The organism is Flexithrix dorotheae DSM 6795 (assembly GCF_000379765.1).
Classification (GTDB): domain Bacteria; phylum Bacteroidota; class Bacteroidia; order Cytophagales; family Flammeovirgaceae; genus Flexithrix; species Flexithrix dorotheae.
This window is the reverse complement of record NZ_KB903454.1, coordinates 276554-289072: the sequence shown is the minus strand read 5'-3', so window position 1 is coordinate 289072 and position 12519 is coordinate 276554. Positions and strand designations below refer to the sequence as shown.

Sequence of the window (12519 nt, the reverse complement as noted above, 5' to 3'; positions counted from 1 at the left end):
ACTCTGATTTAATTAGTAATTGTATCTCATAATCAATTCGTTGAGCCCCACACTTGGGGAGGCAAAATGAGATTGATATTAAATTGACCGAATATTTAAAAACCATCAATTCAATTAAAGGATTCAAAATTGAACAAAAACTGGCAGAAATTAATCAGGTCACTTCAATTAAAAAAGTTTAGGAAAAAGGAAGGCCTTTTTATAGTGGAAGGACGGAAGAATGTTTTAGAACTATTAAATTCTGATTTTCAAACCGAAGCTTTATTCTATACCAAAGAATTTGCAGAAGAAAACCCCAAAAGGCTTTCCTTCCTCAAATGTATGCAGGAGGAAACTTCCATTACAAATTTGGAAAGAAATGGAAGTCTAAAATCTAATAATCAAGTGATTGCAGTGGTGAAAACCAGGGATAATCAATTGGATTTGCCCGGGTTGACGGAAGTAACTTTGGTATTGGACGATGTCCGTGACCCAGGAAATTTAGGCACCATAATCCGGATTGCAGACTGGTATGGAATAAAAAATATTGTGTGTTCTCCGGAAACTGCAGATTTTTATAATCCAAAAGTAATTTTAGCCTCAATGGGTTCTTTTACCCGTGTAAAACTTTTTTATCAGCATTTGGATTTATTTTTCGATCAATTACCCAAAAAGTTCGAGACTATAGGAGCATTTATGGAAGGAAAAAATATCCACGATTACGCTTTTAATTCTCCTTCAGTTATCGTTTTAGGAAATGAATCAAGGGGCATAAACCCTGATTTGGAAAAATATGTAAATGAACGCGTATCCATTCCAAGCTTTGGTGGTGCGGAATCTCTTAATGTTGGGGTAGCCACTGCCATTTTTTGTGATCATTTCAGGAGGCAGATTAAACCTTGAGTTTTTTTAAATTATAGAATAAAATTTTTATTAAGTGATAAAAAGCCAGCTAGTAAAATTAATAAAAGGAAAGGTACCGGAGCAGGCTGTGGATATATTGGCAGACTGGATTATTGAATATAGAATTCAGGTAGTGATTACCAGAGAAAGGAAAACAAAAAGAGGTTCTTATTATGCTCCTCATAATGGCAGAGGGCATAAAATTACCATTAATCATAACCTGAATCAGTATAGTTTCCTCATTACTTTTGTACATGAAGTTGCTCACTTGCTTACCTGGGAGCAACATAAAAACAGAGTAGCCCCTCATGGGAAAGAATGGAAAAGAAATTTCCAGGAACTCATTTATCCTATGCTGAATGGAGGGTTTTTCCCTAATGATATTTATGATTCTTTGAGCGAATACATGCGAAACCCTGGGGCCTCCAGTTGCTCTAACCCTCAACTAATCAAGGTGCTGGAAAATTATGATGAAAACAATGGTTATACTTATCTGGAAGATTTGCCCGATAATAGTATATTTCGGCTGGAAGATGGCAGGGTTTTCAAAAAGCTGGAAAAACTGAGAAAAAATTACCGTTGCAAAGAAATAACTACGGGGCGGTTATACTATGTAAGCCCAATTGCAAAAGTAGTGGTTTGAGTTTTCGTTTTACTTTTCAGCAATTCCCAATGTATCCCAAAAACGCTTTTTCCAAGCAAGGTCGCGAAAACGCAGCCTCTGCTGGTGAATGCTGTCCGGGGCATCCTGCCCGGAGCATCTTTTTTATATAATGGGAATTGAGGTTACTACTCTCCAAATGTGGTAATTATTTCAGAATTAAGACTTTACCTTTCTTTTTTTTATGTGGATAGTTTTCTCTGAGTTTGGGAGAAATTATTATTGCAATTCTTCTAAAACAATTCCTGAATATAAATAAATCATAATCTGCTATTGATTATATTAGCATTTAGTCTCTGATTTAAGACTTCAGTAATGGATAGTTTAAATCAGTTTGTTTAGGTCAAAATCTGAACACAAACAACTTTTATTACGACAATAAATAACTATAAAAATGGAGGTTGAAGCCAGGAATGTAGAGGTCTTACAAAATTATGCATCATCATTATATTCTTATGATGAAATGATGACCGCTAAGGGAGAAATAAGGCCTCATTGGATGCATTTCTATGATGTTTTAAAAGCACTTTCTGCGGAAGAATTGGCAGGAAGACAACGAGAGTTAAATGCGGTATTAAGAGAGAATGGAGTAACCTATAATGTTTACAATAAAAACCAGGGCATGGAAAGGCCCTGGGAACTGGATCTTATTCCCCTGATTATCCAAAATCAGGACTGGCAAATTATTGAAAAAGGTCTACAGCAAAGGGCCAGATTACTCAATCTTATTTTATCCGATTTATACGGGCAAAGACTTTTAATTAAAGAAAAGCTTTTACCCCTTGACCTTATTTATACCCACAGTGGATTTTTACGGCAATGTGATGGAATCAGGTTCCCGGGAAGTCAGCAACTGATTATACATGGATGCGACCTGGCCAGAGGACCTGATGGAAGAATGTGGGTGATTAACGACCGCACTCAGGCCCCTTCCGGAGCTGGGTACTCGTTGGAGAACCGCTCGGCAATGCTAAGGGTGATCCCTGATTTTATCAGGCCAATTAATGTCCAGAAGTTGTCTAATTACTTCAGAAATATTCCGGAAAACCTCAGTAATCTGGTTTATAATTCCCGGGAAAATCCAAGAACCGTTGTTTTGACTCCCGGCTATCATAATGAAACTTATTTTGAACATGCATATTTGGCTTCAAAGCTTGGGTTTAGGCTGGTGCAGGGAAGTGATTTAATGGTAAAAAATAACTACGTCTGGTTAAAAACACTTGGAGGTTTGGAGAAAGTAGATATTATCCTGAGAAGGGTAGATGATACTTACTGTGACCCACTGGAGCTGCGTCCTGATTCTCATTTGGGTATTACTGGGCTGCTATCTGTAATCCGGCAGAAAAATGTGGCTGTAGTGAACCCTTTGGGAAGTAGTGTCTTGGAAAATCCCGGATTAATGGCTTTTCTTCCTGGAATTTGCAAGTTTTTTCTGGATGAAGAGCTGATTTTACCGTCAGCGGCTACTTGGTGGTGTGGACAGGAAAAGGAATTAAATTATGTACTGGAAAACATTCCCAAGTTTATTATTAAGGCAATTGACAGGGGAATGAATATGCAGTCGGTAATTGGTTCAAAATTGAATGAAGTGGAAATCGAAAATTTAAAACAGAAAATACTGGCGAACCCTAAACTATACATAGGACAACAGCAGGTAAGTTTTTCTACCTCTCCATCTTTTGTTAAGGGGATTCTTGAACCTAGGTATACTGTTTTAAGAACCTTTTCTTTTGCTTCTTCGGAGGGCTATTCAGTGATGCCCGGTGGACTTACCCGAAGTGCATCTTCCATGGAGGATTCATTTGTTTCCAACCAGTTGGGAGGTGTAAGTAAGGATACCTGGGTAATGGAAGATATAAAAAATGAAGGTATAAAATTATCCTCTCCAAATAAGAAAAAGAAGACTCCTGTAGTGTTTGCCAGGGAAAATAATGCCCTATCCAGTAGAACAGCAGAGAACCTCTTTTGGGTAGGTCGGTATTTAGAAAGGAGCCTGTATACTGCCAGGATATTGCGTATTGTTTTACAGAATTTTAATGAAAATAAAATATCTGGTAAAGATGCTATTGAATCAGAAGAATTAAAATGTCTGCTCAGGTCTTTAACCCATCTCACCATGACTTATCCCGGTTTTGTAGGTAAAGGGGCTGAAGGGAAGTTTAAATATCCGGAAAGGGAATTGTTATCGGTGGCACTAAGTACCAAACGAATTGGATCACTTGCTTCGAATCTGATCTTTCTTAAAAATAACATTTTTGCTGTGAGAGATCAGTGGGCAAAAGATACCTGGCGGTTGATTGAAAATGTGGAATTGCATTGGGAGTCTGCCATTGGCAATAAACAAATCAGGTTACGTAAAGTTCAGATATTATTAGATCATATTATTACTAACCTGGTGGCTTTTGTAGGTTTAAATGCAGAAAATATGCAAAGGGAAATGGGATGGTTTCTTTTGCAAATAGGTAGGCGAATAGAACAGGGATTATCCATTGTCTCTACTATGAGAACCATGCTGGTCCCCTGCTTTGATGAACAGGTAGAATCTACCTTACAGGAATCATTATTGAATCTGCATGAGGGATTGGACAATTACAGGTCAAGATATAAATCAAAGTTTTATCTGCCATTTGTTCTTGAGTTACTTTTAATGGATAAACATTATCCAAAATCACTTGCTTTTCAATTTGAAAAATTGCAAATATACACGGCAAGGCTTCCCGAAATTACCTCCGGACCTGTATTGGATAAACAGGAAAAGCTGGTGTTAGAAGGTTTTACCAATATTCGGTTGGCAGAGCCTGAGAAGCTCGCAGAATATGAAAAGGAAACTTTTGTAAGGGAAAAATTAGACACACTTTTGGGCCATTCAGGAGATTTGTTAAATGAAACTGCTATGGTCATTATCCAAAATTATTTCAGTCATACACAAATCCAACAACAGTTAACTGGCCTAACAATAGATCCTGAAATATGAAATTTCAAGTTACGCACAAAACAATTTACCAGTATGGTGGAATTGTCAATCTTTGTTATAATGAAGCGAAGATGATTCCGAGAAATCTGCCTAATCAAAATTGTTTGAAATACGAACTTTCAGTGGAACCCAATCCCATGGATTTTGATGAAAGAATAGATTTTTTTGGAAATAGAACGGCTTATTTCAGTATACAGGAGCCACATAAAGAACTGAAAGTAGTTACAAAAAGTGAAGTGGAAATAATCCCGAATCTTCCGGTAAATTTAAGTGAGAGTCCAAATTGCCAGGAGGTTCGGAAAATTTTGGTATCTTCAAAGGAGGATGCAGTAATCGATGCCAAACAATACGTGTTTGCCTCTCCCTTAATTCACCCTTTTCAGGAAATACAAGAATATGCAGCAGTATCTTTTTGGGATGAAAGGCCGGTTTTAGAAGCTGCCTTTGAGCTAACCCAGAGAATTTTTAAGGATTTCAAATTTGTACCCGGGTTTACCTCTGTCACTACGCCCTTGCATGAAGTCGCCAGACATAAAAAAGGTGTCTGCCAGGATTATGCACAGTTTGCCATAGCCTGTGTCCGCTCCATGGGTTTAGCAGCCAGATACGTAAGTGGCTATATTGAAACTATTCCTCCGGAAGGGGAGGAAAAACTCGAAGGGGCTGATGCCTCTCATGCCTGGCTTTCGGTTTTTAGTCCTGGTTTTGGCTGGCTGGATTTTGACCCAACAAATAATCAAATTCCCAAAGAACAACATGTGACGGTAGCCTATGGGAGAGATTACCTTGATATCACGCCATTTAAGGGTGTAATTTACAGCAGTGGAAAACATAAGATGAATGTGGAGGTAGATATGAAAAGGATCTAGAAAGCTGATTAAAATGATTGTAAGTAGGCAAAAATTTGACATTGGAGAAAAATGCCTGATTGAAAAATTAATCATTGAACCGCCCTTTGTCTATCAGGCCTTTTTTGAGGAAGAGGCTTGTTTTGTGTATGTGGAAAATGGAAAAACGCACTTTAATGCAGCTCATGAACGGGAAAATGTAAACTCAAAAGAATCTGTGCTTTTAAAGTGCGGAAGTTATTTCGTAGAGTGGTTGAAATTTAAGGAAGCAGGGTATTGTAAAATTTATGCCATCCATTTTTATCCGGAAATCCTCAAACAACTTTATCAAAATGAAATTCCGGAATTTATTAATCAGAATGGGGTAGGGGCCAGTCGAATTCAAAAACTGGCTTCCCACTCGGTAATTCAAAAATTTATAGAAAGCCTTGAGTTTTATTTTGAAAATCCCCATTTGGTTAATCAGGAACTGCTAAAATTAAAAATAAAGGAACTGGTTCTGTTGCTTATTCAAACCCAATATGCTGATTCAATAAAGGCATTGATAGCTACTATGTTTTCTCCCTTGGAGGTGAACTTCAAAACTGTGATAGAGAGCCACCTTTACGGGCCTTTTACCATAGAAAAACTGGCAATGCTTTCCCACTTAAGTGAATCTTCATTCAAAAGAACATTTAAAAAAGTCTATAATGATACTCCGGCCAATTATTTCAAAAAAAGAAAATTGGAAAGAGCTGCTGAACTCCTGAAAATTTCCCCTCTTTCCATAGGAGACATTGCCTATAAAGTGGGATTTCAGGATTCTGCTCACTTTTCCAGATTATTCAAGTCCCACTTTAAAATTTCTCCTTCCGAATACAGAACGAAATAAACTTTCAGCCAGCCACTCTGAACTTAATGTTCAAAAAATTGAACCTCTTGTCCTATCTTCGATTTCCCTTTCCAAATAATTTTGAGTAATCATCAAAAATGAAAAAATGGAAACGATCACTTTTAAAAATCAAAAGGCCATCCCTTTTGAAACTCAGGATTATTTAGGGAATGCTATTTCACTTGCAGACTATAAAGGAAAAAAGGTCTTGTTAACTTTTTTTCGATATGCTTCATGTCCTTTCTGTAATATGAGAATGCAGTTATTGATTAGGAATGCTGAAAAACTTAAAAAAAGTGGTGTAGAGATTTTAGTGCTTTTTGCCTCTTCAGCCCAACAAATAAAAAAGTATGCAGGTAAACAAAACCCTCCATTTCCTATTATTCCTGATGCCGGTAGAGATATCTACAAAGATTATATGATTAAAAGCTCTACTAAGGGAATGCTGAAAACTATGGGGAACATGAAGATGATGATGAAAATGATGGGCAGTGGCTTTTTTAGTTTTGATTCCATGCCAAGAGAGTCCCTTTTACCTGCTGATTTTTTGATTGATGAAAACCAAAATATTGTGGAATCATTTTTTGGAACAGAATTTAGCGAGCACATAGATATTGATAGCGTGTGGAGATGGGGAAAAGGTGAAAAATAAATCTGTAGTAAATCGCTCTTTATTTGTGTTTTAGGGGCGTTTTTTTACTTTAATTAAATTTTTTTTATCTTTTTTTGAGGTAATACTTTGTAAAATTGAAATGGGTTTTTACATTTGCATCTCCAAAAAATGCTCCGTTCGTCTAGGGGTTAGGACGCCAGGTTTTCATCCTGGTAGCAGGGGTTCGATTCCCCTACGGAGTACATTTTTTTTGGAACATAAACATAGCATTTAGCTCCGTTCGTCTAGGGGTTAGGACGCCAGGTTTTCATCCTGGTAGCAGGGGTTCGATTCCCCTACGGAGTACAAAAAAGTCGGTTGATTCAACCGGCTTTTTTTTTGCTCTAAAATTAATTAACGATTATCTCTGGCTTATGCATAACCTTAAAATTGACTGACCTGGCGATAAAGCACATATTATTGGCTTTTTGATGAAGTTGACGGGCAAGGTCTAGTTTGGTTTCTTCTAATATAATGACTTTGGGTTTCAGGGTTACTTCAGCAAATTGCCCGCTTCCATCTTCGTTTTCTTCCATTATTCCCTCTGGAAAATCTTCATAACTGGTGACAGTAATTTTATTTACCGCACACAAATGTAAATACCATAACAGATGGCAGGATGAAAGTGAAGCAACCAATAAATCTTCCGGATTGTATTTGCCAGGGTCGCCAAGAAAGCTGGGATCTGATGAACCTTGAATAGTCGGTTTCCCAGGTACTTCTACTTCATATTCCCGGTCATAATCTCTGTATGATGAAGTACCCTTACCCAGGTTTCCTGTCCATTTTACTTTTTGAGAATAATGATGAATTTTGCCCATTTTTCTAAATGTTTAGTTTTAATGGACTAAAGATAAATATCCCGATGGAGAAAGGCTTCTATTTTATTAATTTGCTTCTTTTGCCCAATCTGGTTTCACAAACTGACGTATGTGTGCATAGCGTTTGTAACCTTCCCAAACTTCGGGGTTATCACCCACCATTCTGGGATCTTTAGTTTCGATAAGGTAATTGTCCAGTTGATTCCTTAGATTGGCTTTAATGCCCTTATATTCCGGGTTGTTTGCCAGATTAGTCAAACATCCGGGATCAGTCCTAATATCAAATAACATTTCCTCAGGCCAGAGGTCTACTGTAAGATGAAAGAAGTGCGCGACCTCCGGATTTTCCCGGTTGGCAATTAAAAAGTCTTTGGATGGGCAGGCATCAATATCTGTATAGGCACCAATATATTCTCCGGTTTTCGGATCTGGTTCTCCATGTAATTTGGAAGTCACCCCATTATCAAATATTTGTTGTGGAGAACCTGCAGGGTATCTTTCCGGATGGAAGTTTCTAATGAATAAAAAATCTTTGGTTCTCATTGCCCGCTGCGGATAGCCGGCATTATTATACCGGGAAGAAGAATGCCTTTCTCTGGCAAAGTATACTGCTTTTCTCTCCTGATCTACAATACCTTCACTTTCAGATTCAAAAATATTTAGCAGACTTTTCCCTGAAAGGTTTATGGTATCAGGAGGCTGGATTCCGGTGGCTTCAACAATCGTAGGGAAAATGTCAGTAGAGGAAATTAAATCTTCATTGACTCTTCCAGGATTCTTGATCTGGTTGCCCCACCTGATTGCCATCGGAACATGGGCACCATATTCGAAGCAGGTTGCCTTTGCTCTTGGAAAAGCCATGCCGTTATCCGAAGTCACGATAATGATGGTATTGTCAAGTTCACCAATTTCTTCCAGCTTTTGGATTATCCTGCTCAGGTGTAAATCGAACCATTCGATATGAACGGAATAATCAAGAATATCACTACGAATTTCGGGAGCATCTGGTAGAAATGGCGGGACGTTAACATCTTCTGGTTTTTTCCCTCTTTTCAGGCCAATTCCTTCTTCAAATCTTCGGTGAGGTTCATGTGCGCCAAACCAAAAGCAAAATGATTCTCCTTCTTTTTTCTGGCTGAGGAAATGCTCAAAATTTTTGGCGTAATTTTTTGAAGAGATTTTTTTAGAGTATTTTTTTTCCGGGTAGTATTCATCATAAGTATGTGTAGTATCCTGATAGTAATCCCCAGCCGGGTTTTTATCCCTACCTCCCTTTTCCCAGGAACCAGGTCCCCAGCCTTTTCCTGTATACCCGACTTTATATCCCTCCCGATTGAGTAAATCGGTAAAAATGATTAAATCCGATGGAAATTCACTGCTATGCGTACCTGCATTTCTGTTTTGCCATGGGTACCTTCCGGTAAATATTGAGGCTCTGGAAGGAGCGCAACCAGGAGAAGCCACAAAAGCATTGTGAAATAAAATACCCTCATTGGCTATTTTATCGAAAGCAGGTGTCTGTGTAGTTTTGTCACCGTAAATACTGGTGTATGGATAAGACTGGTCATCACTTATCGCAATTAGAATATTTGGTCTTTTTACTGGAGTTTCTGTTGTTGGAGTTTCTTTATTTTGGCAAGCCTGAAAGAAAAACAGACTTGCCAAAAATAGAATTGGGGTGGTAATTTTCATTCTCAAATAAGTAGAAGTTTTGGAATTAGTTTTAAAGTTAATTGTTTGCATAAGAGTTGAAATTTATTTGATATAAGGAGGGAAAAAGGAATAATTGAACGGGAAATTAAGCCATCAAAATATCACTCCTCCTTCGATTTTTGTTTAGGTTTGGGGTAGCTGTATTTATATCCATATTCAATTATTTTAGATTCACCAGGCTTAAGTTCGAATTCCCATTCCAAATTTCCATTTTCCTTTTCTGTGTATTCACTTTCAGTAAAAATTTTGGTATGATGCCATTTTTTATCCCGGTAGGGAATTGTTTCTTTTAACTCTACAGTCACCTCTTTTTCCTTTAAGTTTTTGATCGTGATTTTAAAATGTCTGATATCTTTTTTAAAAAACACAAAATGTGGCTTTTCGATTTTTTCGGAGTGAACTGATTTTTCCACAATTACCGTTTTATCTTTCCCCACAATAAAAGGAAGGGTGTCTAGGGAATTATTCGTTTCCAAATAGGAATTGGCATAAAATAAATTATCCACAAATATTTTGGCTTTCCCTGAGGATAAATTCAATTTTCTCCATTCTGGTAGTTCCAGTTTTAAAAAGCTGTAATTTGATTTTTCCGCTATTATTTGATAGATGAAATCAGCTTTTATTTTTTGGTCAATCACGTGAATGAGATGTGCAATAGAGTCCGATGGGATGGAGACAGGGTTAGGAAGTTTAATATTAACAATTGGGTCGAAATTATTTTTAAAATCTGTACTGACCGAATCTTTTAAATTACCATTCCAGTTATTTTGTTTGGAGAATAACCCAATATTTACCTGTTCCCAGTCTTTTTCCGTACGCTGGGAAATTTTTGCCTGGTAGCCTAACCAAACATCATTTTTAGTTTTATCTATTTTAAAATTATAAATGGGTTTCCAATCAGTATTTTTAACCAGAAAGCTAATCTCAATTGGAATCGTTAATTTTTCTTTTGATTCAACAATTAATTCAATTTTGCCAGATTCTTTACCCGCCCAATTTTCATATTCCTTTACCTTCCTCCTTACCTCATTTAAAATTTTAGCTTGTATTTCTTCTTCCTGAGTGAGTAGTCTTTGTTTGTTCCGGAATTCATTGAGCTTTTCCTGAAAGAATGCGGTAAATTTTCTGACTTCCTCAGTGGAGACTGTATAATTTGTTCCTTCCAGCTTCTGATTAGCCATCATCACTTTTTCGGTAAGTTGAAGTACTTCCATGGAATCGGTAATGGCTTTCAGTTTAAACTGAATAGCATTTATGGAATCATATAACTGGGAAATTAAACTGTTATATTTTTCAAGATCATTAAATGCTATATGGTGCCTGATTTCCGAAACTTTTACATCCGCTGAAGTAGTAACAACCAGACTTTCCGGGATTAACTTGGGGCTTAGTTCAGGAATGTAAATACGGTTAAACCCTTTGTCAACCAGTACATGAGTGGCTCTGTCTACCTGAGCCATGCCTGGAAATATCGCTATGTTTGTGATTTCTGAAACTGCAGAAGTTTCCTTCATCTGAAATGGTAAATCAGATTCATTTTGCAAAGAATCCAGGGCGGTAATGGCATATTTAAAAGACTTTGTAGGCATTTCAGTTTTATCGAAAAATTCTTTTTTATCTCCGGGCAAAATTTCCTGAATGAATTGCCCATCAACTTCATCAAAATTTAAGGAATCGGGAAATTTATAAACCAGATACTGATAAGCATTATCTCCATCGCTTGCCGTGGAAGCACTTTCCCAACGAATTAAATTTCCATCTTTTCCTTGTTGAACCTGGAAGTTTTTAGGGCTTCTGGGAGGAATAGAATCCTTCCAGGACATGGTGGGTAATAGGGCAGTAGTAGTAAATAAATTTTGTCGAAGGCTATCGGTAAAATAACCAGGGTTTTTCTGCAAGTGGCTGGCACTAAAAAACAAGCTGCCATGTACATGATCAAATTGTCTGTTGTACCTGATCTGGCCGGGAATTTCACCATTTTTTTTCCACTGTTTCCCATTGCCGTAGTGAATATTAAACACAGCATGTCCCACGTAAAGGTGCTTGTCTCCTATGTTTTCCGACCACCACTTTACAAGCTTATCATAGGAGGCTGGCTTGTAATTTTTGGTCCAGTACAACTGTGGGGCAATGTAATCTATCCAGCCTTCATTTATCCATTTTTTCGTATCTGCAAAAAGTTCATCATAAGCAGAAAGCCCATTGGTATCCGAACCATCAGGATGATTTCTTTTGTTTCTCCAAATGCCAGATGGGCCAATTCCAAACTTTATTCTGGGGTTAATTTGAGTAATTAATTGATGCGTTTCACGAATCAAGGTATTGATGTTTTCTCTTCGCCAGTCTCCTTTTACTAATTGATTGGGATTATTCTCCTTGAAGGCCTCCTCATCTTTAAAAATAATTCCTCTTTCGGGATAAGGATAAAAATAATCATCAAAGTGAAGGGCGTCTACTTTGTATTTTGTCAGAATTTCTGCAATCACATCCAAAAGGTAAGCTCTTACTTCCGGGAGTCCCGGATTGAGCATTTTTAAACTGCCATATTCCACAATCCATTCCGGTTTTTTTTGAGAAATATGATTTTCTGCAAATTTGTAATGTGCAGGAGTGGCTACACGAAAGGGATTAATCCAGGCATGAAATTCAAGGTTTCTTTTGTGGCATTCTTCAATCATGAATTTTAAGGGATCGTAGTAGGGGTCAGGTGCTTTCCCCTGTGCTCCGGTAAGCCAGTAGGACCAGGGTTCCAGTTTACTGGGAAAAAAGGCATCGGCTGCAGGTCTTATCTGAACCACTATCGCATTCATTTTGCTTGCGGTAAGATTATCCAGAATTTCTATAAACTCTTTTTGTTGTGTTTCACTGGATAGATTTTTAGCAGAAGGCCAGTCGATATTGGCAACAGAAGCTACCCAAACGCCCCGGAATTCTCTTTTTTTGGACTGATTTTGGGCAAACCCGTTTGCTGTAGAAAATAAACAGAACAGAAAAAGGATGAAATTGGTTAGTGTATAAGTCAGGGAAATGAAAGGTGTTTTCCCACTGATTAGACTGAAATAATTGTTTATTTGTGCCGGGTTGATTTTACTCATAT

9 protein-coding genes and 2 tRNA genes are annotated in these 12519 nt (G+C 37.5%); 8 read left to right on the top strand and 3 right to left on the bottom strand.

The genetic code is table 11. The features are described from left to right. Positions 1-129 precede the first annotated feature (129 nt). The 8 genes from A3EM_RS0123350 to A3EM_RS0123315 all read left to right on the top strand — a co-directional run bounded on the left by A3EM_RS0123350 (position 130) and on the right by A3EM_RS0123315 (position 7194). On the top strand, positions 130-882 hold the full coding sequence (locus tag A3EM_RS0123350; protein WP_020530677.1) for a TrmH family RNA methyltransferase: 753 nt from the start codon (positions 130-132) through the stop codon (positions 880-882). Between the two features lie 34 nt (positions 883-916). Continuing rightward, entirely contained in the window at positions 917-1525 is a 609-nt protein-coding gene (locus A3EM_RS0123345) for a SprT-like domain-containing protein (protein WP_020530676.1), read from the top strand. Positions 1526-1937: 412 nt separating this feature from the next. Beyond that, positions 1938-4517, top strand: coding sequence for a circularly permuted type 2 ATP-grasp protein (locus A3EM_RS0123340; RefSeq protein WP_020530675.1), 2580 nt, complete (start codon positions 1938-1940; stop codon positions 4515-4517). Continuing rightward, complete coding sequence (locus A3EM_RS0123335) at positions 4514-5386, top strand: transglutaminase family protein (protein ID WP_026210542.1); 873 nt, start codon at positions 4514-4516, stop codon at positions 5384-5386. The genes A3EM_RS0123340 and A3EM_RS0123335 overlap by 4 nt, the downstream gene beginning before the upstream one ends. 13 nt (positions 5387-5399) lie before the next feature. Beyond that, positions 5400-6236, top strand: coding sequence for an AraC family transcriptional regulator (locus A3EM_RS0123330; protein ID WP_020530673.1), 837 nt, complete (start codon positions 5400-5402; stop codon positions 6234-6236). 106 nt (positions 6237-6342) lie between these two features. Continuing rightward, entirely contained in the window at positions 6343-6888 is a 546-nt protein-coding gene (locus tag A3EM_RS46170) for a peroxiredoxin family protein (RefSeq protein WP_020530672.1), read from the top strand. A gap of 131 nt (positions 6889-7019) precedes the next feature. Beyond that, positions 7020-7091 (top strand) — tRNA-Glu (locus A3EM_RS0123320). Positions 7092-7122: 31 nt separating this feature from the next. After that, a tRNA-Glu gene (locus tag A3EM_RS0123315) sits at positions 7123-7194 on the top strand. Positions 7195-7238: 44 nt separating this feature from the next. Here A3EM_RS0123315 and A3EM_RS0123310 read toward each other — a convergent pair. The 3 genes from A3EM_RS0123310 to A3EM_RS46165 form a co-directional block, all read right to left on the bottom strand. Beyond that, positions 7239-7709: an OsmC family protein gene (locus A3EM_RS0123310; protein ID WP_020530671.1), complete on the bottom strand. Its 471-nt coding sequence runs from the start codon at positions 7707-7709 to the stop codon at positions 7239-7241. 66 nt (positions 7710-7775) lie between these two features. Beyond that, positions 7776-9452, bottom strand: a complete 1677-nt coding sequence (locus A3EM_RS0123305) for a sulfatase family protein (RefSeq protein WP_020530670.1) — start codon at positions 9450-9452, stop codon at positions 7776-7778. Positions 9453-9523: 71 nt separating this feature from the next. After that, positions 9524-12517 (bottom strand): family 10 glycosylhydrolase, encoded by a 2994-nt coding sequence (locus tag A3EM_RS46165; RefSeq protein ID WP_020530669.1) that lies wholly within the window; start codon positions 12515-12517, stop codon positions 9524-9526. Between the last annotated feature and the right edge of the window lie 2 nt (positions 12518-12519).

What these genes read in the sequence shown, in the direction of transcription:
- A3EM_RS46170 (WP_020530672.1), top strand. Translation starts at nt 6,343, where the DNA reads ATGGAAACGATCACTTTTAAAAATCAAAAGGCCATCCCTTTTGAAACT.
- A3EM_RS0123305 (WP_020530670.1), bottom strand. Translation starts at nt 9,452, where the DNA reads ATGCAAACAATTAACTTTAAAACTAATTCCAAAACTTCTACTTATTTG.
- A3EM_RS0123330 (WP_020530673.1), top strand. Translation starts at nt 5,400, where the DNA reads ATGATTGTAAGTAGGCAAAAATTTGACATTGGAGAAAAATGCCTGATT.
- A3EM_RS0123310 (WP_020530671.1), bottom strand. Translation starts at nt 7,709, where the DNA reads ATGGGCAAAATTCATCATTATTCTCAAAAAGTAAAATGGACAGGAAAC.
- A3EM_RS0123340 (WP_020530675.1), top strand. Translation starts at nt 1,938, where the DNA reads ATGGAGGTTGAAGCCAGGAATGTAGAGGTCTTACAAAATTATGCATCA.
- A3EM_RS0123335 (WP_026210542.1), top strand. Translation starts at nt 4,514, where the DNA reads ATGAAATTTCAAGTTACGCACAAAACAATTTACCAGTATGGTGGAATT.
- A3EM_RS46165 (WP_020530669.1), bottom strand. Translation starts at nt 12,517, where the DNA reads ATGAGTAAAATCAACCCGGCACAAATAAACAATTATTTCAGTCTAATC.